The following is a 24,397-nucleotide window of genomic DNA, read 5'->3' on the forward strand; positions in this document are numbered from 1 at the left end:
CCGCCGCCTCAGTGGGCCACCACCGGCACCGGCACCTCGTCCTCCACGCCCTCGCCGGAGGCGGTGGCGGTGATGTCGGGGCGGCCGGCGTTGACGAAGGTCACGACGATCACCGCGGCGAGCACCAGCATGCCGACGGCGAACCAGATGGCGTTGGTGTAGCCGTGCACCATGCCCTGCATCTGGACCAGCTGCTGCTGCGGCTTGGTGGCGGCCGCGCCGATGTGGTCCTTGACGTACGCGGTCGTCGCGGAGGAGGCGATCGTGTTCAGCAGGGCGGTGCCGATCGCGCCGCCCACCTGCTGGGAGGTGTTGACCATCGCGGAGGCGACACCGGCGTCCCGGGGCTCGACGCCCAGGGTGGCCAGGGACATGGCCGGCATGAACGCCGTACCCATGCCGAGGCCGAGCAGCAGCATCGACGGGAAGACGGTCGTGGCGTACGACGACCCGATCTCCAGCTGCGTCAGCAGGAACATGCCGGACGCGGCGACCAGGAAGCCGGGACCCATCAGCAGCCGGGCCGGGACCCGGGTCATCAGACGGGTACCGATCTGGGTCGAGCCGAACATCATGCCGAAGATCATCGGCAGGAAGGCGAAGCCGGTCTTGATCGGCGAGAAGCCCTTGATGACCTGCAGGTAGTAGGTCAGGAAGAGGAACGTGCCGAACATCGCGATGATCGCGATGCCGAGGGAGAGGTAGATGCCGCCGCGGTTGCGGTCGGTGACCACACGCAGGGGCAGCAGTGGCGCCTTGACGCGGGCCTCGGTGACGACGAACGCGACCAGCAGCACGGCCGAGGCGACGAACAGCGAGACGGTCAGCGTGTCGCCCCAGCCGTCGGACTCGGCGCGGGTGAAGCCGTAGACGAGCGCGACCAGGCCGAGGGTGGACAGCAGGACGCCGGGGATGTCGAGCGGGTTGCGGTTGCGGCCGCCCTCCGGCTCACGGATGACGAAGTAGGCACCGAGCGCGGCGACCACGGCGAACGGGATGTTCACGAAGAACGTCCAGCGCCAGTCCAGGTACTCGGTCAGCACGCCGCCGAGGATGAAGCCGACGGCACCACCGCCGCCGGCGATCGCGCCGTAGATGCCGAAGGCCTTGGCGCGCTCCTTGGCGTCCGTGAACATCACGGCGAGCAGGGAGAGCGCGGCCGGGGCGAGCATGGCGCCGAAGACGCCCTGCAGGGCGCGGGCGCCGAACATCATCGCGCCCGTGGTCGCCGCGCCGCCGAGCGCGGAGGCGGCGGCGAAACCGGTCAGGCCTATGACGAAGGCCCGCTTGCGGCCCCACAGGTCGGCGATCCGGCCGCCGAACAGGAGCAGACCGCCGAAGGCGAGGGCGTAGGCCGTGACGACCCACTGCCGGTTGCCGTCGGAGATGCCGAGGTCCGTCTGTGCGGAGGGCAGGGCGATGTTCACGATGGTGGCGTCGAGGACGACCATCAGCTGGGCGAGCGCGATGAAGATGAGCGCTTTCCAGCGGTTGGCGTCACCGCTCGGTGCGGTGGCGCCGCGAGCCTTGAGGGCTGTTTCGGACATGGAGGTACCCACTTCGGAACTTCGTGACGGAAAAAAGCAGAAAAGAGGGGCAGAGATAGGCAGCGGAGAAGGTCGTACGTGTCGTTGGACCGCCGTGCCGCGCAGAACTAATCGGTCACGGTCACGATCACGGTGTAGGTCTCGGTGTCGGTCTCGGTCCGGCGGAGATCGCGGACGCGGCAGGCGAAGCGATCAGGTCTGACGCAGCTCCTTCATGGTGACGGCCGTACCGGGCAGGACGGAGCGGGCCGGAGCCCGCAGCCCGTCCAGGAAGAGCTGCAGATGGCGGTGGACGAAGCGGTCGCTGAACAGGCAGTCCGTGCCCGCCGGGGGCCGGCTGAGCTGGGCCACGACGAGCAGCAGGTCACCGACTCCCACATCGGCGCGGAGCTGCCCTGCCGCCTTGGCGCGGCCCATGATCTCTTCGACGAGGTGCTCGATCCGTTCCCGAGCCGCTTCCAGGTCGGGGTGGTTCTGGTCGAAAGTGCTGGAGACCATCGGGCACAGCGCGCTGATCCGCTCGTCGGCGGCGGCGTGCACGAAGCGCTCCAAGGCGGCGAACGCGTCGCCGGTCTCCGCGAGGGCCTGCTCGGCCGCCTCGGCCGTACGGCCCATCACGGAGCAGACGACCTCGCGGACGAGGGCGTCACGGTCGGGGAAGTTGCGGTACACCGTGGCGTTGCCGACGCCGGCCCGGCGGGCGATCTCGTCGAGCGGCACGTCGGGGCCGTGTTCGACGAACATCTCGCGGGCGGCGGTGACGATCCGCTCCCGGTTGCGCAGGGCGTCGGCACGGGGCCGGGCCACCTTGCCCACGGGGGTCGCGGTCTGCACGGCGTACTCCTTCGGTCGGTCGGGTCGTGTCGGTCGATGCGGGCGATCCGGGGAAGGAGTCCCCGTTTCGCTCGGACACAGGTCTAAACGGGGAAAGGTTCCCCGGTTATTTCCCGCCCCCGGAAAGAATCTCTGTGACCTGGAACACATGCACCTGAAGCGGACCTTCCGGGTCCGCAAACCGGGTCCGACGGGTGTTTCACACCTGCCCGCGCGGGATTCCCACGATCGGTCTCCTCCAGCGCGCGCCCCTGGCCACGCCGACACAGGGTGATCGCAAGGGTGCAGCCGGAGACCGGCGGCTGCCGTGGAGCGGAAGGTCCGTGCATGCAGCCGCCGAAGCCCCGCCGCCGCATACGTCCGCGGCGTACCCGCCCCCGCCGTATATGCCCACGCCCCATACGCACGCGCCGCGCGGCCGCGCTCGCCACGGTGACCGCACTGACCCTCACGGTCAGCACCTCGGCCGGCACCGGGCGTCTGGCGACGCCCACCACCGCGGGACCCACAGGCCTGGCCCGCACCCTCTCACCCTGCATGATCCACGGCGGCTCGGACGTACAGATGACGGAAGGCGTCCCCACCCCGGCCGGCTACTCCCACTCCACCGGCACGGTCCACGCCCTGACCCTGATGGTCGACTTCTCCGACGCGCCCGGACAGGGCAGCGCGCTCGACCGCTTCCACGAGTTCTTCCCGCAGACCCAGGAATGGTTCCGCAGGGCGTCGTACGGCCGTCTCGACTACCGCCCCGAGACCCCCGTCACCACCTGGCTGCGCATGCCGAAACCGTTCAAGGCCTACGGCATAGAGCGCGGCGCGCCCTTCGACCCCGGCTACCGGCAGCTGGTGCAGGACATCGTGGCCGTCGCCGATCCCGACGTGGACTTCCACGCGTACGACCTGCTGAACGTGCTGATCACCCCGAACGCCGGCCCCTCGGCCCTGGACACGGTGCTGTCCGTGACCTTCGCCGGCAACGGCGACGCCCCGGTCGCCGACGGTGTCCCCGTCGCCAACGCGTCCTTCGTCTACTCCCGCCAGGACGACGGTTCCGGCTCCTACGCCCGCACCGGCTACCGGGTGCTGCCGCACGAGAACGGCCACACCTTCGGGCTGCCCGACCTGTACACCCAGGAGGGCGGGAGCGCGGTCGGGCACTGGGACATCATGAGCGAGGACTGGGGGGCCGACAACGACCTGCTCGGCTGGCACAAATGGAAGCTGGGCTGGCTGGACGGCACACAGGTCGGCTGCGCGCCGGCCCGGGGCGTCGCCGAGTTCACGCTGACGCCGCTGTACAAGGCGGGCGGCGGGAAGCTGGTGGTGGTGCCGATCGACGGGCGGACCTCCTACGCGCTGGAGCTGCGTTCACAGGGCGGCAACGACGAGGCGGTGTGCAAGGCGGGCATCCTCATCTACAAGGTCGACACCACGGTGGACACCGGACGCGGCCCGGTCACGGTCTACGACGCCCACCGGGGCAGCGGCGGCTGCACCCGCAGCCCCAACGTCCACACCGAACTCTCCGACGCCCCCTTCTCCCCCGGCGAGAGCTTCAAGGACCCTCGCCACGGGATCACGGTCGAGGTGGTGGGCGCGGGCCCCGGAGGGGAGTACAAGATCCGGGTCACGCGGCGCTAGCGAGGCGGGAGCCGGGCCGGGGGTGCCGCCGGGTGGAAGGGGCGAGGAAAGGCCGGGTGTCACCGGGCGGGAGGGGCGGAGGAAGGCCCGGGCGGGCGGGATTACCGTAGGCGTTCCCGAATGCCCTACCGGAGAGCCGATGCCCGCGAACACCGCACAGCACGACGTGGCCGGGGGGCCGCCGGCCGAGGCGGTCGCGCCGCTGATCCGCGGGATCGCCGTGCTGCGACGGCTGACCGAGGCGGGCGGAACACTGAGCCCGAGCGCACTGGAGCGGGCCACCGGTCTCGCCCGCTCCACCGTCGACCGGATCACCGCCACCCTCGCCCGCATGGGACATGTCCGGCTCGACGGCCGGGACGTCGTCCTCACCCCCCGCGTCATGGAGCTCGGCAACGCCTACCTGGCCGCCCTGCGCCTGCCCGCGCTGCTGGACGCGCGCGCCGACGCGCTCGCCGACGAACTGGACGAGTCGGTGTCGCTCGCGGTCGCCGACCTGGACGGCATCCGCTTCATCCACCAGGCCACCCGCCGCCGCGCGATGTCCGTGAGCTTCCGCATCGGCGACCTGCTCCCGGCCGAACGCACCGCGCCCGGACCGCTGTTCGCGGCCGAGTGGACCGAGGCCGACTGGCAGCGGTGGCGGTCCCGACGGGCTTCGGACCCCGAGGACACCGCCTTCCCCGCCGTACCGCCCCGTCCTCCGTCCGCCGCAGACGACTTCGACCAGCGCACCGCACAGGCCCGCCGGAACGGCTGGGCCCTGGACGACCAGCTGATCGAACCGGGCCTGGTCGCGGTGTCCGTACCGGTACGGGAACCGGGCACCGGCCGCACGGCCTGTGTGGCCAGCGTGGTCAGCCACACCAGCAGACACACGGCGTCCGGCCTGCGTACCGCCCTCCTCCCCCGGCTGCGTACGGCGGTGGCGGCGATGGAGGCCGACCTGCGCGAGGCGGCGACGCCGCGGCCCGGCCCGCCGCTCTCGGGCCTGGCGACCTGGACCACGGCGTCCAAGCACGAGCTGGGCCGGGAGTTCGTCGAGTCCCTGGCCCGGGGCCTGACCGTGCTGACCGCGTTCGGCGAGGGCCGCTCGGCGCTGACCCTGGCCGAGGTGGCCCGGGCCACCGGCCTGGCCCGCGCGACGGCCCGCCGGGCGCTGATCACGTACGAGTACCTGGGCCTGGTGACCACGGTCGCCGACCACCGCACCTTCACCCTCACCCCCCGCGTCCTGGACCTCGGCTTCCCTCCCCTGTCCCGCACCACGCTGCCCCGCCTTGCCGAGCCCCACCTGCGGGCCCTCGCCGACCAGTTGCACGAGCCGACGGCACTGGCGGTCCTGGCACCCGGCACGGGGAGGGCCGCGGACGCGGAGATCCAGTACACGGCCGGGGCCAGCACAAGCCGCGTCCTGACCGTCGAGATCGCGGTGGGCGCACGGCTTCCCGCGTCCTCGACGTCCCTGGGCCGCGTCCTCCTCGCGGACGCGGCCCGGCCCCTGTCCCCCGCCCTCGCCGAGGTCCGCGCACAGGGCTACGCCCTGGTCGACCAGGAGCTGGAGTCGGGGCTGCGATCGCTCGCCGTACCGGTACGGGACCGTGCGGGCCGGGTGATCGCCGCCCTGAACGTGGCCACCCACCCGGCCCGCCGCACCCTGGAGGAGTGCGTCCACGACCTGCTCCCCACCCTGCACACCACCGCCGACCGCATCCAGACGGACCTGCACACGGCGTCCCGCTTCACCCGGGTCCCACCGGCCTGAACCGGCGATGCATGACGCTCGGCGGTACCTGACGGTCTCCGCGCCCCCGCCCGAGCTGCTGCTCAAGAGCGAGGGAAGCCCGGCGGCCGATCACGCTCGGCGGCTCATGAGGAGCATCCGCGAGATCACGGCAGAACTGCCCACGATCCCGCGGGCATCAAGCCTCAGCCCCACCACACCGCCCTGATCCGGTACCCTGTGGACCGAGTGCCAGGCCTTCGTAGCTCAGGGGATAGAGCACCGCTCTCCTAAAGCGGGTGTCGCAGGTTCGAATCCTGCCGGGGGCACAGTAGTGAGCAGGACTAAGGCCCCGGAAATCCCAGGTCAGGGAGGGTCCGGGGCCTTTTTCCTTGGGTCACTTCCCCTCTCTCACTACATCTTCGTTTACGGGTGGATGCACTCTCACCACGAGTGCCGACCTACTGAGCATCGCCTGAACGGTCAGAGGAAACCGCAGATCACTTCAGACGCGAACAACCCCCGCACGCTGCCAGGGGCGCTGCTGGTCAATTCGGGGCCTTGCGCGACGTCGGCCGGAGAGGGCCGGGGTTGACCAACGGCATCGAGCGCCCCGGGAAGCAACGCCGCTACACACCTGGCCTTCGACGCCTCATCCTCCCTGGGCTGTGACGTCGGTGATCTCGGCGGACACATTCGTGCCCGCCGAAGCAGTGCTGATCACGGACGGCGTGTAGTTCAGGCTCGTCCGGTCCGACAGCTCGGCTGTCTCGATGACCGGGCCGGACTCGTCGCCGTGGATCTCGTAAGTGATCTCGTAGACGGCGTCCGGGTCGATGCCCTCGCTGTCCCCCAGGTAGGTGAAGTCCGGCTCGACCGTCACATTGCAGCCGGCCGTCCCGAAACACTGCCGTTTCGTGGTTCTCAGCTCGATGGTGAAGCTGTCGGCGGTCACCTCGCCGTACAACGGCGTGGGGGTCGGTGTCTCCGTGGCGCCGCCCTTCGGCCTGGCGGCCGCGGCCGGCTTACTGCCGTAGCTGGAGTGCATGACGACCATTCCGGTGCCGATGACCGCCGCGATGACGGCGGCGGCTGAAGCCGTGATGATCAGGTTGGTGCGGGACTTCTTCGCCGGTGGTGTCGGGTTGCACGGCGGCATCGGTGGCGGGCTGGCGCCAGTCATGGTTCCCTCAGGGCAGTTGTTCGGTTCGTGGATGGGTGGCCGGGAATCCGGGCCCTCTTACTGCCAGCCGCCGGTGAAGTCGCTGCTGAGCTGGGCATCGCAGATGTTGTAGCCGCCCGACGCGTGCCCGGACTTCGTTTGTCCGTCCACGGTCACGCTGCAGTTGATGTCCCCCGAACCCTGCAGCTGGGCATTCAGCGTGTAGTACATCGCCCCCTTCTTGAGGGGCAGGGTGGCCTCGAACTTGCCGTTCTTGAAAACGCCCTTGCGGGTGTCGCTGTCGGAGCCGTAGTTGATGTCGAGACCGCCGAGCGCTCCGGCCGGGGCGGTCCCCCAGACTTTGAAGACGACGGTCTTCGGGGCGCTGGCCTTCTTGCTGTCGTCCTTGGCACCGGCGGCCGTCTTGTTGCCGGTCGTGGACTTCGAGGCGCTGCTGCTGGAGTCGTTCGAGCCGCTGCCGCTGACGGCCGCGGCGGCGATGCCGAGGACGACGGCCACGCCGACGAGGCCGAGACAGCCGAGACCGATGACCTTCCCTGCGCCGGGTCCCTTTTTCGGCTGCTGCGGCTGAAACGGCGGCTGCCCGTACGGCTGCTGGCCGTGGGGGGCCTGGCCGTAGGGCTGCTGCGGGCCGGCCCATCCGGGATGCTGCGGCTGCTGGTTACTCACGGGTCCCCCCAAGGTGTCCGCTGTCGAAAGCAAAATGTGTGACATGTGAATATGTCGTGCGGTTGCCGCTTACCTGTTGGATTCACCCCATCGTGGTAAACGGGCCAGGCGTGCACGGCCGGCTGCCCCGCAACGAAGGCCCTGACTGCGCGGATTGCTGCGGAGGGATGAGATGCGGGTGAGGGCGAGGGGTGGCCGGTGAGCCAGGCGTCGAGTCGCGCCCGGTTGATGGCAGCGCCGGTGAGGTGGTGCTGCGGACGGGTCTTGACGAGGCTGCGGTAGCGGGATCTGCCCGGACGCGTGGACTGCTGGGGAGATGGCGCCCTCGACGCCGGCGCGGTGTCCGTTGCGGCGGCGCCAGTGACCAGTGGCCGGCGTGACGATCACGGAGGGCCTTCTTACGTCAGATGGGAACGCAATGGGAACAAGCCGTCGGGCGGCCGTCTCTCCGCGCTCATCGCTGGGCGCCTCGGGGCCAGAAGGCGGCTCCTGCTGCTTCCCGGCTCGCGGCACCAGGGCGACCGGAGCTTCGGTCTCAGCCTTCTCGAACTGAGGCAACACCGAGGTGTAGGTGTCGGCCGTCAGGGAGTAGCTGCCGTGGCCGAGGAGAGCCGCTCTTGGGCATGTCTTCCCAGGCGTCGCAGGAGGAGGCGACGAGTTGTTCGCTGATGTGGACGGTGCCGATGGTCAGGTCGGCTGCGCCCCGCCGACGTGGAGGTGCTGATGGACCGGCTGCGCGGGCTGGTCGACGCCGGCCACACGGTCGTGGCGGTCGAGCACGACATGGCGGTGGTCGCCGGCGGCGAGTGGGTGATCGACCTGGGCCCCGGCGGCGGTGACCGGGGCGGCCGGTCCGCCGTTGCGGGTGGCTCGGGCGGCGGACAGCGCCACGGCGCCGTACCTGGCGCGGGTCATGCCCTGAGCCGACGGCGCGCCGGTCCGGGCCGCTCGGTGCCGGGCGGGCGGAGGCCCGCCGCGGCGAGCGTACCGCGCCCGACCCGGAGTTGACGTGTCGTCAGTCAGTTCCGCTGAGCAACCCCAGGAACGCCGCGATGGCGCCAGGTGCGCCGGCGCCGTAGGCGACCACCATGGACTGACCGATCGCCACGTCCGTCGCGTCGGCCCATCCGGCCCAACTCAGCCTGGCGCCCAACCCCGGGAACGCACGGAACGGGCTGTAAGCCAGCCAACTTCCCCACGCATTCGCGAGGATTTCGCCATTACGGCTCAGCTGCGCCCTGCGCAACCCGGTGGGCCTCAGCTCGTAGGCGCGATCCCCCACCAAGGCTGTACGGGTCTGGGCCTTGCGGCTCGGGTTCCAGCCGTTGCGGTCGGCCTTCTCGCAGGGGATCGCCTGCTTGTTGATGGCCATGGCGCCGATGTCGCGGTCGGGCAGGACCGTGACGATCGGCATCTGCGGAGACTGCACCGCCACGATGACCCCGGGCCAGTTGCTGTAGCTGATGCGTATCGGCCCCAAGGGGCTGTCCACCGTGCGGTGGTTCGACAGATGGACCTTGCGGCGCCTGGAGAAGAAGGACACCGCGCAAGGCTAGGGCCTGTGCCGGCGGCGGGAACGCCCGGCTCTTCGGCTGCGGCCGTGGCGATAACCTTGTCGGTCATGGGCATGATCCGCAGGCTGCTGGGTGTGACGGGCGAGGACATCGAGCGTCTACGACAGCGGCGCCTTGCCGAGCAAGCCGACGGCGTCACGGCGTTCCTCGCACCGGGCGAAACCCTCGTCGGCACCGCCCAGGCCCGCCTGGTCGCCACCCCCGTACCCCCGGACCGCCTGATCCCACGCCTGCCGCCAATCGCCCCCACGCCCGCCGAGCGGGACGGGGAGTCGCGCCTCGCGCGCGCCGCCGGATGGGCGTACCTGGCCATGAATCCCTTCCAGACGGCCGGAGAGGTCCTCGCGGACTCACTCTCCGACGCGCTGTGGTACGTGCCCGACAAGATCACCGACTACATGGCCGTCGACCGGCGCGCCGACTGGTCGACCATGGCCGCGCGGCTGGTCCTACTGACCCTCGCGATCCGACAACTGGACGCCTACAGCGGTGACTTCGTCATGGCCGCGACCGACCACAGGGTCCTGGTCCTCGGCTACGCGTACGGCGATCGCGCCCCGCTGTATCCGCTGGTCCAGTACTCCCCCGGTGAGATCGCGTCCGTGCTGACCGTCCCCACAGCGCGCAGCGCGAAGGGGAAGGAGGAGCCACACGTCGCTCTGACCTTCCGTGACGGGTCATCGGTCACCGCGGCACCCGACGCCATCAGCGGCACGCGCTTCGCCGAACTGCTGCGTGCCGTGGGCTGAGCGGGCCCGGGACACGCGGGCCTCGTCGCCCGGCAGCGACAGCGACAGCGACAGCGACAGCGACACAGCATGCGCCTACGACACCAGCACGGCGCATGACATTGGTTCCTCGCGGTCAGGCTCGGCGGGCGTAGGACGCGAGGCGATCGGCGAGCGCGATGACGAGGTCGCGCAGTTCGGCGGGGCGCTCGATGACGAACGGCCGGTCGAGTGAGGCGAGTACCGGAGGCAACCAATCGAGCCGCTCCGCCCGCAGCTCGACGCGCAGCCAGCGCTCGGTCGCCCGGTCCTCGCCCGTCACGGGCGCGTACTCTTCCAGGCTCGCGACGCCGGCGGGAAGGTGGGCGCGGATCTGCTCAACCGTCCCGTGGATCCGCAAGGTCACCTCATGCCGGTACTCGGCCCTGGCGAACCCCGACAATACGCGCTGTGCCGGACCGGGACCCACGGGCGCTTCGAATGAGCCGGGCAGGGTCCTCGCGTCCGCGATGCGATCGAGCCGGAAGGTTCGGTCCTCGCCGATCCGGGCGTCCTTGCCCGTGACGTACCACCGGCCCGCATGGGCGACGATCCCGTACGCGTGCAGCGTGCGTTCGCTGCGCCGTCCGTCGCGGTCGGTGTAGCGGATCGAGACCGGTCGGCGGTGGCGCACCGCATCGGCGATGGTGAGCAGGAGCTCGGCATCCGGGGTGTCGAAATCATCGAGCTGATCCGTGAAGGCGAGAGCTTCCAGGAGTGTGTCGAGCCGACGGGCGATGCGCTTGGGCAGCACCCGCCGGATCTTCGCCGATGCCGTCTCGCTCGCCGTGCGCTCCGTCGTCGTCAACCCTGCTCGGCGGCCGGCGACCAGGCCGAGCAGCACGGCCAGCGCCTCGTCGTCGCTGAGCATGAGCGGAGGCAAGCGGTACCCGGGGGCGAGCCGGTACCCGCCGTAGCGGCCGCGCACCGACTCCACGGGCACGTCCAGGTCGATCAGCTGCTCCACATACCGCCGCACGGTGCGCCCTTCGACGCCGAGCCGGTCGGCGAGTTCGGCCACCGTCCGGGTGCCGCCCGACTGCAGCAGCTCCAGGAGTGTCAGCACGCGGCCGGTGGGTCGAGGCATGTTCGCAGCCTAGCTCGAATACAGGACCGATTCTGTCCACTATTTCTCCTAGCCTGCGACGTGCACGCCTCCAGCACAGCCAAGGAGATCCCCATGGACTTCGTCTCGATCCGCATCATCACCAGCGACGTAGCGCGCCTCGTCGAGTTCTACGAGCGAGCCACCGAGGTGCCGGCGACGTGGGCCACCGAGGACTTCGCCGAACTCAAGACCGCGGGCGCCACCCTCGCGATCGCCGGCACCCGCACCGTCCCGCTGTTCGCCCCGGGCTCTGCCCGCCCGGCAGACAACCACAGCGTGATCACCGAGTTCCTCGTCGACGACGTGGACCGCGTTCACCAGAACCTGACCGGCTTCGTCACCGACTTCGTCACCGAGCCCACCACGATGCCCTGGGGCAACCGGTCGCTGCTGTTCCGCGACCCCGACGGCAACCTCGTCAACTTCTTCACGCCCGTCACCCCAGCGGCCATCGAAAAGTTCGCACGCTGACGCCACGCACAGCCGCCCAGGCGGGAGCCCTGAGATCCCCCGGCGATCAGCAGGGTGCCGGGCCGGGTCCGGAGCGGAAAGGTGAACGCCCGTACCGTCCCTCGACGAAGGCGCGGCTGCCGACCCGGACGTTCCGCAGGCCGACGCCGGTTTCTAGCTTGTCGTGGGCTCGCTGGTCGGATGCCGGCCGACGGGGAGGGGCGTGAGCGAGATCAGCATGCCGGACGGACGGCAGACAGTACGCTGAATCCAGCGGGATCGGGCCCGCAGCACAGTGTCTGGGAGGTGCTTCATGACGGCCGAGATGATGGCCCCGGCATGGATGCATGAACAGATCACGGCGGAGGAGTACGAGTCCTGGTCCGAGGAGCAGTGCGCCGGTATCGAGATCGTGGACGGGATGGTCGTCGTGAGTCCGAGTGCCTCCAAGCGGCACAACCGGCTGGCCCGGATCCTGGCGAACGTCCTGGACGCCGCCTCGGGCCCGGAGTGGAACGCCGACACGGACTTCGACGTCCGGCTTCAGGACGTCCCTCTCACCAATCGCCGCCCGGACGTCGTCGTGTACCGCGCAGACACGATCGACATCACCCCCACCCGCCCTGAGCACGTGCTACTGGTCGCGGAGGTGGTGTCTCCAGGCTCGGAGACCACCGACCGGATCGTGAAGGTCGACCAGTACGCCAAGGCAGGCATCGGCTTCTACTGGAGGATCGAGCAGGCCGCGACAGGCGTTCCTCTCGTGTACACCTACGTTCTCGATCCCGCGACGAAGACCTACCGGGACGGAGACGTGTTCGCCGGCGTCCTCAAGGCAGCGGCCCCCTTCCCGCTGGAGATCGACCTCGGCCAGATCTGACCCACACGTAAATCAGCCCGGCCGCAGGATTACGTCTGCCTACCTTGATCATCGGCCACGACGGCCTCGGCGCTGCCGCAGCCGCCCCCGGTTGTGGGCGGCGTACGGTTGAAGTACCGAGGGCTTCACGCATTCCGGCCGCCACGCCGGGTCGTCCTCGGCGAGAGACGAATCCGGGCCGCCCCAGCCCTCAGTGGTCGGCGCGGAGACGGGTCGGCATCATGTCCGCCGCGGTCGAAGCAACTCCGCGCAAGCTCTGCGTCGCTGCGCCGGCACCGCATACCCGTACCGGCCCGGGCCCCTGCCGAGGGGAGGCGTGATGGTCCTTTCCCGGCTGGACATCCATCGGCGGAACCGAGGGGAGCGGACGCTCGTCACGCTTGCCGGTGACATCGGACCGGCCACGACACCGCTGCTGCGGGCCGCATTGGAGCAGTGTCTGCTGGACGGCGTCACTGTCATCGACATCGACCTGACCACGGTCGGCTCCTGCGACGCCAGAGGCTTGGACGTCTTCCTGTCGGCGTCACGGCGCGCCGGCCGGGTACACGCCTCCCTGCTGCTGCACCACCCGTGCGCGCAGATCACCCAGCTCCTCGCAGTCACCGGATCTGCTTCGCTGCTTCTTGCGGCCCCCGGGGGTCCCGTGCCGGCCGCCGTGCTCGGCGACCTCAGGAGTACCGGGACGCGGGCGCCCGAGGAGCCCGCTCGTCGGCCGGGTCAGCCGGTCCTCAAGGACGGCATCCGCCTTCGCCGGCTGACCCGTTGGCAGGCCGAGGGTATGCGCGAGGACATCGCCGACCTGGCCGCGGAATCCGTCGCGGGTACCTCCGGCGAGGCGTGCCACAACCGTGGAGACGTCCTGCGCTGCCTGGCGGTCAGTGCCCACCACCCCGGCTTCGCGCTGCTGCTCGCCGAGACGACGGTGCTGGTCGGTTGCGCCTTCGGTTTTCCGGTGGGCCCTGACAGTTCCGGGCGCCGGGGGTTCGACGGAACGCTCCAGGAGAGCATCCAACGGCTCACTTCCCACGCCCGGTTCGTGGTCCTCACCCAGGTCGTGGCCCATCCGCACGCTCAGCACCGCGACATCGCCCGTCGTCTGCAGCAGCGTCTGCTCACAGTCCTGCACGCCTCCCTCGGAGTCGCCCTGCTGCATCCTGCCGACCGGGCGGGACAAGCCGCGTTCTCGAACTGGGGCTGGCAGAACATGGGAGAGGTCGTCGGGCTGCCCGGTCCTGTCGCCCCCTGCGTGTTGATCCTGCTTGTGGAAGGGCTGTCCCCGGAAGGCCGATGATCAAGCAGACGGGCGATGGGCCGGCGGCCGTACCGGCCGGTGGGGTCACTCCACCCGTCGTCTGCCGTACGGACATATCTGCGGGCGGTGGCCGCGCGCCGCGCCGTCCCCCCACAGCCGGGAGTAATCTGACACATACCGAGAGCTTTCGGGCGCACGACCACGGCGGCGCCGTTCCCGGCGAGTGGCAGACACGGGCAGCCGGAAGCCGCCCGGGACGGGATCGCACGATGAACGCCATCACCAAGCCCGCCGAAGGTACGACCCCGGGTGACGCACACACCTACCGGATGCCCTTGCCCCGGCTGAACCTCACGCCGGACGTCAGCCACGGCCCGCTGGACGGAGCGTGGTGGCCGCGCTGCGACGCACTGGAACTGGAGCTGCCCGCGCTGGTCGGCTCCTTGGATCCGAGCGTCGGCACCGTCACCCACGTCACCGTGGGGACCGCCGCCTGGCCCGATGCCCCGCAGAAGGTGATGGCGCCAGGGCATGTGATCGAGGTGGTCCTGACCGACCTCACCGCCGAGGCGCATGCCATCACCGTGGACTGTGGCACCGTGGGACGCTGGGAACTGCTGGTGATCCCACCGGACGAGCCGGCCGGAGCGGCTATGCGGCTGCTGTCCGCCGCCGCCGACCCCGGGAACCCGCTGTCGGCTCCGCGCCTGCTGGCACTCGTCGAGAACGGCCTCGACGGACAAGACACATGGGAGTCAGAAGGAGGCCCAGGGCTCAGGTGAGAGGCCCGATGCGGTCGGGCCCACGTGACCGGCCGTACCAGGCGTCGAAGACCCTGGATGGAGCGATGACACTGGCTGCCCCTTCGTCGTCCCGGCCCGCCACCCCGATCGGCGCGGATCATGGCGGGTGAGGAGATGACGGCCGGACGGCGCGCGGACCGCTCCGAGAGCTTCGGGGAAGCTCTGCTGGGCGAGGTCCTCGATCGCGCGCAGGAACTGCCGCCCCATCTCATCGGTCCCGTGGTCGCCGACGTAATGGAGCGACTCGGGGGCCGCCGACCACAGGTGCTGCTGCAGGACTACGGACAGCTTCTGCTGGTACCCCTGCCCGGTGACGGCCTCACGGACGGCGAACCACAGATGATCGACGACTCCGAGGCGGGCCGCTGCTTTCTCGACGCCCACCCCGTCGAGCTGCCCGAAGACGACGGCGTGCGCATCCACCTGCCGCTGCTGGACGGCGGCGACCAGGTCGGGGTCATGGCAGTGACGTTCGACAGCATCGATGACCACGACCGCCGCATCCTGCGCAGGATCGCCGGCCTGGTGGCCGACCTACTGATGACCAAGCACGCCTACTCCGACCTTTTCTTCGGTGTCCGACGCGGTGAACCCATGAGCGTCGCCGCGGAGATCCAGTGGTCCCTGCTGCCGCCGCTGGCGATGATCATGCCTCGGGTCGCCGTGGCCGGGATCCTGGAACCCGCCTATGACGTGGCAGGTGACAGCTTCGACTACGCCCTCAACGGAGACGTCCTCCACGTGGCCATGATCGACGCGATGGGGCACGGACTGGACGCGGCCACGATGGCCACCGTGGCCATCGGTGCCTACCGCCACGCCCGCCGCGCCGGCACCGGACTGCCGGAGATCTACGCCTTCATGGACCGCGCGGTGGCGGAGCAGTTCGGCCCCGAGCACTTCGTCACCGCGCAGATGCTGCAGCTGGACACCACGACCGGACATCTTCAGTGGGTCAACGCCGGACACCCGTCACCGATGCTCGTCCGTGATCATCGCGTCGCGCTCCGGCTGACCGGTCCGACGACCCTCCCTGTCGGCTTCGGCGGTCTGGAGCCGCAGCTGAGCGAGATGAAGCTGGAGCAGGGGGACCGCCTCCTCTGCTTCACCGACGGACTGATCGAGGAGCACGAGACCGGGGAGGAGGAGTTCGGGGAGGACCAGCTGATCGACTGGGTGAACCAGTTGGACAGAACCGGCCGCGGGATCCGGGCGGTCGCGCGCTCCCTGTCCCACACGCTCAAGCGGGCGCGGGGCGGACACACCACGGACGACGCGACTCTGCTCCTGGTGGAGTGGCGCGGCTGACCTCACCGCCTTCGTGCGGTACGGCTCCGCCGGCCACGGCTCGCTCGTCAGTCCGGCGGCACCTGTGCGCTTCCGGTGCCGATGAGAATCCGTTCCGCCTGGGTGACGTCGTCGGCCCGGACGGCCTGAGCCATCGCGGCGTGCGCGGCCTCCGGTGCCGTGTCCGCCTTTGGACGTCCGGAGATAACCAGGTACTGTGCAATGCATGGAACCTGACATTGCAGGTAAGGCCACCGCGAGCAAGGCGGAGAGCCAGCTCCGCAAGGGAGTGCTGGAGTACTGCGTGCTCGCGATCCTGCGGGAGGGACCGCGCTACGGCGTGGAGCTGCTCGAAACCCTCGGGTCGGTGAACGGCATGGTCACAAGCCAGGGGACCATCTACCCCTTGCTGTCACGGCTGCGCCGTGACGGGCTGGTGGAGACCCGCTGGCAGGAGTCCCCCAGCGGGCCGCCCCGGCGCTACTACGAGCTGACGCCGTCGGGGCATGCGGCGCTGAAGGAGTTCACCGCCATCTGGCCGCACTTCCGCGACGCGGTCGACCACTTCATCACCGACTGACAGGAACCACCATGACGATCATCGACCACCCCCTGGTGAAGAAGTACCTGGCCGCCGTGGCGCGGGAGGCGGCCGGGCTCGGCCCGGAACGCCGCAACGAGCTGCTGGCCGACCTGGAGGAGCACATCGCCGTGGCTCTCGCGGAGGAGTCCGCCTCCGGTGACGACGAGATCCGCACCGTGCTCGCCCGCCTCGGTGACCCGCGCACGATCGCGGCCACCGCACTCGGCGAGGAGCTCCCCGCTCCGCACGCGAGCCGAGGACGCACCCTCGCTCTGCTGGGGCTGCTGGCGGTGACCGGCCCTCTGACGGTCTTCGGACCCGTGCTGGGTGTCCCGGCCCTGATCGGCGCGATCTGGTGGCTGTGGGTCGCGCCGCTGTGGCGGACCCGGGACAAGGCGATCGCGACGGCGGCCGCCCTCGTGCCGCCGCTGTTCGCGGCGTCGCAGTGGGTGATCCCCGCGGGCGCGGTGAACCTCGGCGTCGGAGCGTTGTTCGTCCCGTTCGCCCTGGCCGTCGTGGCACTCCCGGTCGCCGCCGGTGTCCATCTGCTGCGGGCGGCGAGGCGCCCGGCGTGAGCGGGGCTTACCTGCCACCGATCACCTCCACCCACACACCTGGTGCGCCACTCGCCCTCACCACCGGTCACCACACGTCCAGCCCGGCCGACCAACTCTGAGAATCCCCCCGCAGCAAGAGGAGAGAACGATGCAGTCACAGCTCGCACCCCAGGTAGCCCTGGCCCAGGGAGACATCATGATCACCGGCGCAGGAGCTGCTGTGACCCTCAGCGCTCTCGCATTGTTCTTCGGCGCTCTGCTCAGCATCGTCAGGTCCGACCTCACCGGCGGGAAGAGGCTGGGCTGGCTCGCTTTCGCCTTGATAGCCCCTTACCTCGGGAGCCTGCTCTGGTTCCTCATCGGTCGCCGTAACGCCCAGCGCCGGCCAAGTGTCGCCTGATTCCAGGAGCGCACCACGCAGTCTGTGTGCGGGACGGTTCGCCGCTGCGGCGGCTCATAGGAAAGGTGGAGGCATGGCCAAGCCTGTTCGCGCGGCTCTCGGGGGCGTGTGGATCAAGTGCAACTTCTGTCAGGGTGACCTGTTCAGGGACCGTGAGGTGAAGCTCAACAGCTCCGGCATGGAGTTCATGAGCTTGGGATGGGCGAACGAGTCGGCAACCGGCCTGATCTGCTGGAACTGCGGCTATGTGCATCTGTTCGTCAACAGGGACCTCGAACTGTACAAACAGAAGAAGGGCTAGTGTCCGTACCAGGCATGGCAGGGCTTCGGGGCGGCAGTCCTGACCGCCTCGCGAAGGGAAGCGGCGGAAGGCGACGGCTCACCGTGGCCGCGGAGCGGCAGGGCCGCCAAGAGGGCATCCCAGCGCTTCAGTTCCCCCGTCGACGGCGCCGTGCCAGGTGGCCGATGCCCCGTATGGCGTGCGCGTCCTGCCGCTGAAGGCGCTGGGATGCCCTGCACCCACTGTCACCCGTGGGGGCCGGTCAGGTCGTTAGCAGAGCGTGCACTCTTCCTGTGCATCGAGCGCACACGCCGCCCGGCCCCCGCTCGGCGGGACGCCGTAGGCATTCCGGAAGGGAGTCGGTCAGGCCGGCTCGGCAGCGCTGCAGGCGGCGCCGGATCGCTCCGCTCCGCCGCGTTCACGCCGATGGACACACAACGATGACGCAGGCGCTGGGATGAATTTCGAGCACCCGCGGCACACCCTACGAAGTCGGCACCCTCGGCTGGCCGAGGTCCGTGGATGAGCGCCCCTCCGGCAGCCCCATGCGCGTCTGCTCGGGAATTGCCGCGCGGTGCGTCGCGGCGATCGTTCGGCGCAGCAGGTCGCGGGCCGTGGCCAGGTCGGTCGCACGGCGGTCCAGGGTGTCCAACTGGGCGCGCAGATGGTCCAGGACGCCGGGGCAAGGGCGCAGGGTGGTGCCGTCGACGGAGCAGGGAAGGACTTGGCGGATGACTCGCGTGGGCAGGCCTGCGGCGAGCAGCGCGCGTATGTGCCGAACGGTCTCGACCGCCTCCTCGGCGTAGTCGCGGTAGCCGTTGGCGCGCCGCTGGGACCGGATCAGCTCGGCGCGCTCGTAGTACCGCAGAAGGCGTTCGCTGACTCCGGTGCGTCGTGACAGCTCCCCGATCAGCACGGCCTCTCCTTCGGCTTGACCTTCCAACGGTGTCAGGGCGCAACGCTGGACCGGCCGGTCGCATTCCCGGCCGACCGCTTTCGTGTGGGGAGAGAAAGATGATCATCGATGCGCACAGCCATGTCCACGATCCGGTCGAGGATCACCTCGCGCTGCTGGACGACGCCGGGGTGGACCGAGCGGTGCTCTTCGGAACGCGGCCGCATCCGGAACGGGCCACCGATCTCGAGTCGCTGCGCCGCGAGATGGCCGTGCTGGACGAGGCGATCGGAGGCCGGGCGGGCGGAGTCGACGGGTACCGGGCCGCGTGGCGGGAGCTGGACGAGGCGCTCGGCGCCCATCCGGATCGTTTCATCGGTTTCAGGAGCGTGCCGCTGGATCTGGCGCCGCACCAGGTCGCCGAGGTGGTCGACCGGGACGTGGTCGGGTGTGGTCTGCGGGGGATCGGGGAACTGACGCCGCCACCTGGGCGGGCAGACCTCGTCGAACCCGTGATGCGGGCGGCGTCCGACCACGGCGGACTGCCCGTGGTCGTCCACGGGTTCGCGCCGACCACGGCCGAAGACCTGCGGACCCTGGCGCGGCTGGCGGGCGCGTATCCGTCCGTGCCTCTGGTCATCAGCCAGCTCGGGGGCCTGCACTGGATGGACGCGATCGAGCTGGTCCGGGACACGCCCAGCATGTTCCTGGAGCTGTCCACGGCCAACGTGATCTTCGCCGTCCGGCTGGCCGTCAAGGAGATACCGGACCGTACCCTGTTCGGCTCGGACGCCCCCTACGGCGATCCGGCACTCGCGCGCGCCACGGTCGAGCGGGTCACCGGCCCCGGTGAGGTCCGCGACCAGGTGCTGGGAGGAACCGCGGCGCGGCTTCTCGGGCTCGCCTGACCGACCGCTGCCGACAAACGAAGGCGGAAGTGGTGAGATCGGCCCATGACCGCGATCAGTCCCGAGAACCCGCTGACCCCGCAAGGCGCCGAGGCGTTGCTCGCCATGCTCCCCGCCCTGGTCGAGGTCGAGCCGGGCATGAGCGAGCGCGAACTCGATCTCGCCGAGGAGCGCTGGGGTTTCCGCTTCGCTCCGGAGCACCGCACGCTCCTGGGCGCCGGCCTGCCGACCGGCCGCAGCTGGCCCGATTGGCGGGACGGCGATCCGGAGGACCTGGCCGAGCGGCTGGCCTGGCCGGTGGACGGTGTGCTGTTCGACGTGGAGCACAACGGTCTCTGGCTCACGGACTGGGATGCGCGGCCGGCCGGCACGCAGGACGCCCTGGAGGTGGCTCGCACGCACCTGGCCGGGGTCCCGGTGATGGTGCCGATCCACTCCCACCGGTATCTGCTGGCAGATCCGGACCGCACGGGTACGCCGGTGCTGTCGATGTACCAGACGGACATCATTTACTACGGCACCGATCTGGTCGACTACTTCCACCACGAGTTCGGCCGGCCCGTGCCGACGCCCGAGGGCCATCGGTACGCCACGATCCCGTTCTGGTCCTCCTTCCTGGAGTGAGCGGTCGCCGAACCGCTGCCCGCCCACCACCCGATGCGCACCGCGCCGCGCCTGCTGGCCACCCCGCACCTGGGCTACGTGCCGCGCGCCGACTACGAGCGCTACTACGGTCAGGCCGTCGAGGACATCCAGGCCTACCTCGACGGCTCCCCGGTCCGGGTCCTCCGCCGACCGTCCCGAGAGCGGGCGTGCGGAACTCAGCGCCGTTGCCCGCTCGGGCAGTTCGCGTCGTGGGTGCGGAAGTGGTCGTACGGTCCCTCGACGACCCAGCCTTCCAGCCAGCCGGTGAGCCACTGGGAGAGTGACAGCGTCGTGGGGACCAGTACGCAGCATTCGTCGGGATCCCAGTCCCAGATGCGGCCGTCCTCGGTGGCGAGGTCGATCAGGGTCCACATGCAGCAGCCGCGGTCCATGAGCGGAACCACGCTCGGCGGCGCGGGCGGGAAGCCGGGATCACCGAGGGAGGACACGAAGTTACGGTGAGCCTCGACGAGGTCGCGCTCGTCGCTGTACCAGCGTCCGGTGTCCGTCAGCGAGACACACGGCCAGATACCGAAGCCGCCGTTCGCGACCTCCAGATACAGGCGCCGCAGCAGCCGCGGCATCGGAGAGCCGATCGCCCGCTCGGCCCCGACGACGTCCGCGGGTGCGGCGGGAGGAGGCAGGTCACGGTCGGCCACGGCGGCGCGAACCGCCTCTATCAGCTCGTCCTCGGTCATCCCTCGCCCACCTCCGCGGCCGTCCGCCCGTCCGCCGGGCTACGGGACCATATTGTGCCCGGGCAAGCCCTTGATCCTGCGCCCCCGGTACAGCCGCCCCTTGACGTCGCTGAACCGCAGATCCAGCCCCGTCCCGTCCCGCTCGGCGTGCAGATGCAGGTGCGGCTCCGTCGAGTTGCCGCTGTTGCCCACCTCGCCGAGGAGCCGGCCCGCCTCGACGACGTCGCCCGGCTTCACGGTGACCGAGCCGGGGCGCAGGTGGGCCAGCTTGATGATCTCGTGGCCCGTGTCGAGGAAGACGTGGTTGCCGTAGACCGGTTGGTAGCGGAGCTCACCGGGCCGCTGGTCGGGGAGGGTGTTGACCGCCGAGATCACGCGGCCGTCGCAAGGGGCGTGGACGGGACGGCCGTAGGCGGCGTAGGCGGTCAGGTCGTCGCCGGGGCGGGTGCGGGTGCCGTAGGGGCCGAGGGCGCACAGGTCCACGGCGCCGCGCTGTTCCTGGGCGCCGACGTGGTGGTTGATGAGGCGGCCGCCGCCCTGGACGACGTACCAGGTGCCCTCCAGGGGAAAGCGGAGGGGCTGGGACACCGGGCTGCTCCAGTGGTGGAGGCGGGCCATGGCCACCACGCACACGCCTGCGGCGAGCAGCACCAGGGCGACGCCCAGGGCCGGGGTGAAGTGCCCGGACGGCAGGGACGGCAGACGGCAGGCCGAGAAGAGGGAGACGAGGGCGACCGCCCGGACGGAGCGGTAGCGGACCCGGGGTTGTTGCCTGGGGGCGCCGTAGCCCTCGACGAAGACGAAGAAGGCGGCGAGGGCGGCCATGCCCGCGCACCACGAAGCCCGGTCGTCTGCCGTCCAGATGGTGAGGGCGTTCCAGAGGACGATCAGGAGGAGGTACACCAGCCAGGGGACGGAATCCGGGAGGTTTCCGCGGCGGGCCGGGGGCTTGTAGAGGACTCCTTCGAGCAGCAGGCCGGTGATCTCCTCGCCGTCGCCGGACTGCTGGGCCCAGGCACGGACCTTGCCCCGCGGGCCGCCCACGATCAGGCCGTCGGGACTGTCCGTGACGGTCACCGGGGTCCCGGTGCGGGCGAGTGTGGCCTGGACGATCTGCTCCATCCGGTCCGCGCCGACCGCTTCCGCGACGCCCGGCGCGAGACGGGCCCGGACGGCCGGATCCTCCGAGAGGAAGCGGGTCAGGATTCCGGCCTCCGGAGGCGCGGACGGGGGCGCGACCGCCCCGGGCGTCGGATTCGGATCCTTCATGTGTCCCCCATGGTTCCGGCTCGTGCGGCGGTCGGCCGCCCGCGAGGTGCGCCGCGCGGCCGACTGGAAGACGATCAGAGAAAGAGCGGGGTTCTTCGCGCAGGGCCGGCGGTGATCGTTCCGTGCCGGTTTCTTTACGCATCCCTGACGTCACGCCCGCATCCGACGGCCCCTGCGATGATGTCCTCCCCGTTGTCCGGGAACCGGATGAAAGTCGCGCCGGAGAATGGAGTGCCATGGAAGGCACTGTCGTCGCAGCGGTGATCGTGGCCGTGCTGACCCTGCTCGTGCTGAAGAGCGGGATGCGGGTCGTCAACCAGGTGGAGCGCGGGGTCGTGTTCCGGTGGGGGAAGGCGCTGCCGGGCCACCGACAGCCGGGGATCACCTTCCTCATCCCGTTCGCCGACCGTATGCGCAAGGTGAACGTGCAGGTCGTGACCATGCCGGTGCCCACGCAGGAGGGCATCACCAAGGACAACGTGTCGGTGAAGGTGGACGCCGTCGTCTACTTCCGGGTGACCGACCCGGTGCGGGCCGCCATCGAGGTGCAGGACTACCACTTCGCCGTCGGACAGGTCGCCCAGTCCTCCCTGCGCTCCATCATCGGCAAGAGCGATCTGGACGATCTGCTGAGCGACCGGGAGCGGCTGCACGAGGGGCTGGCCCTGATGATCGACAGCCCGGCCGCGGGATGGGGCATCCACATCGACCGCGTCGAGATCAAGGACGTCCAGCTGCCCGAGTCGCTGAAGCGGTCCATGTCGCGGCAGGCCGAGGCCGAGCGGGAGCGGCGGGCCCGGGTCATCACCGCGGACGGTGAGTTCCAGGCGGCCCAGCAGCTCGCCAACGCCTCGAGGATCATGTCGGACACCCCCGAGGCGATGCAGCTGCGTCTCCTCCAGACCGTCGTCGAGGTCGCGGCGGAGAAGAACTCCACGCTCGTGATGCCCTTCCCCGTCGAACTGCTGCGGTACTTCGACCGCGCGGCCGCGAACCTCGGCGCCCAGAACGCCGGTGCGCCGAACGGCGAAGCACAGCTCACCGGCGGGCAGCAGCCCGCCGTGGAGGGCTCCGGCGCGCAGGGCGCCCTGAACCTCGCCGCCGACCTCATCGCGAAGAGCGTTCCGGAACAGCAGCCGCAGGAGAACGACGGCCGGCCGTAACGAGCGAGCCGGTCACCGCCAGCGAGACCACCGCCATCCCGGCCATCGCCCTGGCCGGGGTGACGAGTTGGGCCAGCGAGCCCGCCAGCGCCGCGCTCACGCCCTGCAGCGCCAGCATGCCCGCCGAGTGCAATCCCAGGGCGTGGCCGGCCAGTTCGTCCGGCGTCAGGCTCATCAGCCGCTCCTGCTGGACCAGGCTCGCCCCGAACCCGACGGAGGCCACCGTCACGCACACCGCGGCCACGGGCACCGGCGGGTGCGCGCCGAGCAGCAGGTACGGCACCGCCAGGAGAAGGAGCAGCGGCGTCGCGAGCCGGGGCCGCACGGCGGCCGGGATCAGCCGTCCGACCGTCACGTCCCCGGCGAACATGCCGAGCGCCGCACAGGCGAACAGGGTGCCGGCCGCGTCGGGGGCGTACGACACGTAGAGCGACTCGCAGCCGACGACGAGCCCGTTGGGCAGCCACAGGCCCAGATAGGTGAGGCGGCGCGGGCGGGCGGACCACAGCAGCGCGTTGGTGCGCCAGGTCGCCGCCGGGGAGGGGCGGCCGGTGGCGCGGGGCGGGCGGCGGCCGAGGCCGAGGCGCAGGACGAGCGCGGCCGTCAGATACAGGGCTGCCGCGAGGAGCAGACAGGCCCGCGGCGACAGGGCGGTCAGCAGGGCGCCGCCGGTGGCATACCCGGTGATCTGCGCCAGACCGCTCATCATGTTGAACAGCGAACGCCCGAGCAGATAGCCGTCCTTGGCGAGGATCTCGTTCAGCAGGCCCCAGCGGATGCCGCCGCCGAGTGAGGCGACCAGGCCCAGCGGCAGGACGACGGTGAAGAGGGCGCCGGTCGCGAGGCCGGGCAGCGCCTGCGCCGCCGTACCGGCCGCGAAGGTCAGTGAGACGGCCACGAGGGCCGTGCGAGGGGGCAGTCGGTCGGCGCCGGAGAGCAGGAAGGTCGCGCCCAGCATCTGGGCCAGCGACGGGCCGAACATGCTCACCGCCGACAGCAGCGGGGAGCCGGTCGCCCGGTACACGAGCGTTCCGAGGGCGAGTCCGCCGACCGTCTGGGCCGCGGTCTGCACGGCCGCGCCGAGGAACAGCGGGGTGAACTCCGGGACGCGGAACAGGGATCGGTAGCCGGGCGTGGATCGGTGACTGGGCATGCCCCGGAGTCTCGGACGGGCCCGGCAGGCCCCGTTATCGTTTCGCCGTCGTGCGAAAGGTCGCGGAAGCGGTCGATGAAGAGATCACCGAAGAGATCGCGGAAGGGCCGCGGGAGGAGGGT

At 70.4% G+C, this 24,397-nt stretch carries 25 protein-coding genes, 1 tRNA gene and 2 pseudogenes; 18 read left to right on the plus strand and 10 right to left on the minus strand.

Annotated features, from left to right (window positions below; genetic code table 11):
• Nucleotides 1-8 precede the first annotated feature (8 nt).
• Together AVL59_RS43900 and AVL59_RS43905 are read right to left on the minus strand one after the other, a co-directional pair.
• Nucleotides 9-1,547, minus strand: coding sequence for an MFS transporter (locus AVL59_RS43900; protein ID WP_067318481.1), 1,539 nt, complete (start codon nucleotides 1,545-1,547; stop codon nucleotides 9-11).
• 192 nt (nucleotides 1,548-1,739) lie between these two features.
• Nucleotides 1,740-2,381: a TetR/AcrR family transcriptional regulator gene (locus AVL59_RS43905; RefSeq protein WP_067315559.1), complete on the minus strand. Its 642-nt coding sequence runs from the start codon at nucleotides 2,379-2,381 to the stop codon at nucleotides 1,740-1,742.
• A 327-nt stretch (nucleotides 2,382-2,708) separates the two neighbouring features.
• On the opposite strand from AVL59_RS43905, the gene AVL59_RS43910 reads away from it, so the two are divergent.
• The 3 genes from AVL59_RS43910 to AVL59_RS43920 all read left to right on the plus strand — a co-directional run bounded on the left by AVL59_RS43910 (nucleotide 2,709) and on the right by AVL59_RS43920 (nucleotide 6,077).
• Nucleotides 2,709-4,025: a M6 family metalloprotease domain-containing protein gene (locus AVL59_RS43910; protein WP_067315562.1), complete on the plus strand. Its 1,317-nt coding sequence runs from the start codon at nucleotides 2,709-2,711 to the stop codon at nucleotides 4,023-4,025.
• A 139-nt stretch (nucleotides 4,026-4,164) separates the two neighbouring features.
• Nucleotides 4,165-5,790 carry an IclR family transcriptional regulator domain-containing protein gene (locus AVL59_RS43915; RefSeq protein WP_067315565.1) on the plus strand — a complete coding sequence of 542 codons (1,626 nt, stop codon included), beginning with the start codon at nucleotides 4,165-4,167 and terminating at the stop codon, nucleotides 5,788-5,790.
• Nucleotides 5,791-6,004: 214 nt separating this feature from the next.
• Nucleotides 6,005-6,077 (plus strand) — tRNA-Arg (locus tag AVL59_RS43920).
• 323 nt (nucleotides 6,078-6,400) lie between these two features.
• On the opposite strand, the gene AVL59_RS43925 is transcribed toward AVL59_RS43920, so the two are convergent.
• Both AVL59_RS43925 and AVL59_RS50105 read right to left on the minus strand, forming a co-directional pair.
• A complete protein-coding gene (locus tag AVL59_RS43925; protein WP_067315568.1) occupies nucleotides 6,401-6,931 on the minus strand; it encodes a hypothetical protein in 531 nt (176 codons plus the stop codon).
• Nucleotides 6,932-6,988: 57 nt separating this feature from the next.
• Nucleotides 6,989-7,600, minus strand: coding sequence for an MmpS family transport accessory protein (locus AVL59_RS50105; protein WP_079147279.1), 612 nt, complete (start codon nucleotides 7,598-7,600; stop codon nucleotides 6,989-6,991).
• 696 nt (nucleotides 7,601-8,296) lie between these two features.
• Between AVL59_RS50105 and AVL59_RS55365 the strand changes: the two are divergent.
• Nucleotides 8,297-8,522: pseudogene (locus AVL59_RS55365) on the plus strand (hypothetical protein); the annotation flags it as partial.
• A gap of 93 nt (nucleotides 8,523-8,615) precedes the next feature.
• Here the strand turns inward: AVL59_RS55365 and AVL59_RS43940 are convergent.
• A complete protein-coding gene (locus AVL59_RS43940) occupies nucleotides 8,616-9,143 on the minus strand; it encodes a hypothetical protein (protein WP_159400212.1) in 528 nt (175 codons plus the stop codon).
• 57 nt (nucleotides 9,144-9,200) lie between these two features.
• Here AVL59_RS43940 and AVL59_RS43945 point away from each other — a divergent pair, with 57 nt between their 5' ends.
• The gene (locus AVL59_RS43945; RefSeq protein WP_159400213.1) at nucleotides 9,201-9,923 is read left to right on the plus strand and encodes a hypothetical protein; all 723 of its coding nucleotides are present in this window, start codon (nucleotides 9,201-9,203) and stop codon (nucleotides 9,921-9,923) included.
• Nucleotides 9,924-10,038: 115 nt separating this feature from the next.
• On the opposite strand, the gene AVL59_RS43950 is transcribed toward AVL59_RS43945, so the two are convergent.
• Nucleotides 10,039-11,028, minus strand: coding sequence for a helix-turn-helix transcriptional regulator (locus AVL59_RS43950; protein WP_067315579.1), 990 nt, complete (start codon nucleotides 11,026-11,028; stop codon nucleotides 10,039-10,041).
• A 93-nt stretch (nucleotides 11,029-11,121) separates the two neighbouring features.
• Between AVL59_RS43950 and AVL59_RS43955 the strand changes: the two genes are divergently transcribed.
• The 9 genes from AVL59_RS43955 (at nucleotide 11,122) to AVL59_RS43995 (ending at nucleotide 17,565) form a co-directional block, all read left to right on the plus strand.
• Nucleotides 11,122-11,520: a VOC family protein gene (locus AVL59_RS43955; RefSeq protein ID WP_067315580.1), complete on the plus strand. Its 399-nt coding sequence runs from the start codon at nucleotides 11,122-11,124 to the stop codon at nucleotides 11,518-11,520.
• Between the two features lie 292 nt (nucleotides 11,521-11,812).
• The gene (locus AVL59_RS43960; RefSeq protein WP_067315582.1) at nucleotides 11,813-12,379 is read left to right on the plus strand and encodes a Uma2 family endonuclease; all 567 of its coding nucleotides are present in this window, start codon (nucleotides 11,813-11,815) and stop codon (nucleotides 12,377-12,379) included.
• Between the two features lie 319 nt (nucleotides 12,380-12,698).
• A complete protein-coding gene (locus AVL59_RS50120) occupies nucleotides 12,699-13,673 on the plus strand; it encodes an STAS domain-containing protein (protein WP_079147280.1) in 975 nt (324 codons plus the stop codon).
• 230 nt (nucleotides 13,674-13,903) lie between these two features.
• On the plus strand, nucleotides 13,904-14,416 hold the full coding sequence (locus AVL59_RS43970; protein ID WP_237281817.1) for a DUF5994 family protein: 513 nt from the start codon (nucleotides 13,904-13,906) through the stop codon (nucleotides 14,414-14,416).
• A 135-nt stretch (nucleotides 14,417-14,551) separates the two neighbouring features.
• Nucleotides 14,552-15,745: a PP2C family protein-serine/threonine phosphatase gene (locus tag AVL59_RS43975; protein WP_067315585.1), complete on the plus strand. Its 1,194-nt coding sequence runs from the start codon at nucleotides 14,552-14,554 to the stop codon at nucleotides 15,743-15,745.
• Nucleotides 15,746-15,950: 205 nt separating this feature from the next.
• Complete coding sequence (locus AVL59_RS43980; protein ID WP_067315588.1) at nucleotides 15,951-16,304, plus strand: PadR family transcriptional regulator; 354 nt, start codon at nucleotides 15,951-15,953, stop codon at nucleotides 16,302-16,304.
• A gap of 11 nt (nucleotides 16,305-16,315) precedes the next feature.
• The gene (locus AVL59_RS43985; RefSeq protein ID WP_067315591.1) at nucleotides 16,316-16,882 is read left to right on the plus strand and encodes a DUF1700 domain-containing protein; all 567 of its coding nucleotides are present in this window, start codon (nucleotides 16,316-16,318) and stop codon (nucleotides 16,880-16,882) included.
• Nucleotides 16,883-17,012: 130 nt separating this feature from the next.
• Complete coding sequence (locus AVL59_RS43990; protein WP_067315594.1) at nucleotides 17,013-17,264, plus strand: PLD nuclease N-terminal domain-containing protein; 252 nt, start codon at nucleotides 17,013-17,015, stop codon at nucleotides 17,262-17,264.
• A gap of 73 nt (nucleotides 17,265-17,337) precedes the next feature.
• Nucleotides 17,338-17,565 (plus strand): hypothetical protein, encoded by a 228-nt coding sequence (locus AVL59_RS43995; RefSeq protein ID WP_067315597.1) that lies wholly within the window; start codon nucleotides 17,338-17,340, stop codon nucleotides 17,563-17,565.
• Between the two features lie 463 nt (nucleotides 17,566-18,028).
• On the opposite strand, the gene AVL59_RS44000 is transcribed toward AVL59_RS43995, so the two are convergent.
• Nucleotides 18,029-18,460, minus strand: a complete 432-nt coding sequence (locus AVL59_RS44000; RefSeq protein ID WP_067315599.1) for a MerR family transcriptional regulator — start codon at nucleotides 18,458-18,460, stop codon at nucleotides 18,029-18,031.
• 98 nt (nucleotides 18,461-18,558) lie between these two features.
• Between AVL59_RS44000 and AVL59_RS44005 the strand changes: the two genes are divergently transcribed.
• The 3 genes and pseudogenes from AVL59_RS44005 to AVL59_RS55370 form a co-directional block, all read left to right on the plus strand.
• On the plus strand, nucleotides 18,559-19,347 hold the full coding sequence (locus AVL59_RS44005; RefSeq protein ID WP_067315601.1) for an amidohydrolase family protein: 789 nt from the start codon (nucleotides 18,559-18,561) through the stop codon (nucleotides 19,345-19,347).
• 45 nt (nucleotides 19,348-19,392) lie between these two features.
• Nucleotides 19,393-19,971, plus strand: a complete 579-nt coding sequence (locus AVL59_RS44010) for a hypothetical protein (RefSeq protein ID WP_067315604.1) — start codon at nucleotides 19,393-19,395, stop codon at nucleotides 19,969-19,971.
• Between the two features lie 9 nt (nucleotides 19,972-19,980).
• A pseudogene (locus AVL59_RS55370) lies at nucleotides 19,981-20,136 on the plus strand (D-2-hydroxyacid dehydrogenase family protein); the annotation flags it as partial.
• Nucleotides 20,137-20,168: 32 nt separating this feature from the next.
• On the opposite strand, the gene AVL59_RS52890 reads toward AVL59_RS55370, so the two are convergent.
• A complete protein-coding gene (locus tag AVL59_RS52890; protein ID WP_067315606.1) occupies nucleotides 20,169-20,690 on the minus strand; it encodes an SMI1/KNR4 family protein in 522 nt (173 codons plus the stop codon).
• Between the two features lie 39 nt (nucleotides 20,691-20,729).
• On the minus strand, nucleotides 20,730-21,959 hold the full coding sequence (locus AVL59_RS55375) for a M23 family metallopeptidase (RefSeq protein ID WP_067315609.1): 1,230 nt from the start codon (nucleotides 21,957-21,959) through the stop codon (nucleotides 20,730-20,732).
• Nucleotides 21,960-22,195: 236 nt separating this feature from the next.
• Here AVL59_RS55375 and AVL59_RS44025 point away from each other — a divergent pair, with 236 nt between their 5' ends.
• Nucleotides 22,196-23,122, plus strand: coding sequence for a slipin family protein (locus tag AVL59_RS44025; RefSeq protein ID WP_079147282.1), 927 nt, complete (start codon nucleotides 22,196-22,198; stop codon nucleotides 23,120-23,122).
• Here AVL59_RS44025 and AVL59_RS44030 read toward each other — a convergent pair.
• Nucleotides 23,067-24,275: an MFS transporter gene (locus AVL59_RS44030; RefSeq protein WP_067315612.1), complete on the minus strand. Its 1,209-nt coding sequence runs from the start codon at nucleotides 24,273-24,275 to the stop codon at nucleotides 23,067-23,069. The two genes, AVL59_RS44025 and AVL59_RS44030, sit on opposite strands and share 56 nt — an antisense overlap.
• Nucleotides 24,276-24,397 lie beyond the last annotated feature (122 nt).

This window comes from Streptomyces griseochromogenes (assembly GCF_001542625.1).
Taxonomy (GTDB): domain Bacteria; phylum Actinomycetota; class Actinomycetes; order Streptomycetales; family Streptomycetaceae; genus Streptomyces; species Streptomyces griseochromogenes.

Excerpts from the sequence above, each read along its gene's own strand:
- AVL59_RS43900 (WP_067318481.1), bottom strand. The coding sequence starts at position 1,547 with ATGTCCGAAACAGCCCTCAAGGCTCGCGGCGCCACCGCACCGAGCGGT.
- AVL59_RS43910 (WP_067315562.1), top strand. The coding sequence starts at position 2,709 with ATGCAGCCGCCGAAGCCCCGCCGCCGCATACGTCCGCGGCGTACCCGC.
- AVL59_RS43915 (WP_067315565.1), top strand. The coding sequence starts at position 4,165 with ATGCCCGCGAACACCGCACAGCACGACGTGGCCGGGGGGCCGCCGGCC.
- AVL59_RS43925 (WP_067315568.1), bottom strand. The coding sequence starts at position 6,931 with ATGACTGGCGCCAGCCCGCCACCGATGCCGCCGTGCAACCCGACACCA.
- AVL59_RS43950 (WP_067315579.1), bottom strand. The coding sequence starts at position 11,028 with ATGCCTCGACCCACCGGCCGCGTGCTGACACTCCTGGAGCTGCTGCAG.
- AVL59_RS43955 (WP_067315580.1), top strand. The coding sequence starts at position 11,122 with ATGGACTTCGTCTCGATCCGCATCATCACCAGCGACGTAGCGCGCCTC.
- AVL59_RS43960 (WP_067315582.1), top strand. The coding sequence starts at position 11,813 with ATGACGGCCGAGATGATGGCCCCGGCATGGATGCATGAACAGATCACG.
- AVL59_RS50120 (WP_079147280.1), top strand. The coding sequence starts at position 12,699 with ATGGTCCTTTCCCGGCTGGACATCCATCGGCGGAACCGAGGGGAGCGG.
- AVL59_RS43970 (WP_237281817.1), top strand. The coding sequence starts at position 13,904 with ATGAACGCCATCACCAAGCCCGCCGAAGGTACGACCCCGGGTGACGCA.
- AVL59_RS43975 (WP_067315585.1), top strand. The coding sequence starts at position 14,552 with ATGACGGCCGGACGGCGCGCGGACCGCTCCGAGAGCTTCGGGGAAGCT.
- AVL59_RS43980 (WP_067315588.1), top strand. The coding sequence starts at position 15,951 with ATGGAACCTGACATTGCAGGTAAGGCCACCGCGAGCAAGGCGGAGAGC.
- AVL59_RS43985 (WP_067315591.1), top strand. The coding sequence starts at position 16,316 with ATGACGATCATCGACCACCCCCTGGTGAAGAAGTACCTGGCCGCCGTG.
- AVL59_RS43990 (WP_067315594.1), top strand. The coding sequence starts at position 17,013 with ATGCAGTCACAGCTCGCACCCCAGGTAGCCCTGGCCCAGGGAGACATC.
- AVL59_RS43995 (WP_067315597.1), top strand. The coding sequence starts at position 17,338 with ATGGCCAAGCCTGTTCGCGCGGCTCTCGGGGGCGTGTGGATCAAGTGC.
- AVL59_RS44005 (WP_067315601.1), top strand. The coding sequence starts at position 18,559 with ATGATCATCGATGCGCACAGCCATGTCCACGATCCGGTCGAGGATCAC.
- AVL59_RS44010 (WP_067315604.1), top strand. The coding sequence starts at position 19,393 with ATGACCGCGATCAGTCCCGAGAACCCGCTGACCCCGCAAGGCGCCGAG.
- AVL59_RS52890 (WP_067315606.1), bottom strand. The coding sequence starts at position 20,690 with ATGACCGAGGACGAGCTGATAGAGGCGGTTCGCGCCGCCGTGGCCGAC.
- AVL59_RS55375 (WP_067315609.1), bottom strand. The coding sequence starts at position 21,959 with ATGAAGGATCCGAATCCGACGCCCGGGGCGGTCGCGCCCCCGTCCGCG.
- AVL59_RS44025 (WP_079147282.1), top strand. The coding sequence starts at position 22,196 with ATGGAAGGCACTGTCGTCGCAGCGGTGATCGTGGCCGTGCTGACCCTG.
- AVL59_RS44030 (WP_067315612.1), bottom strand. The coding sequence starts at position 24,275 with ATGCCCAGTCACCGATCCACGCCCGGCTACCGATCCCTGTTCCGCGTC.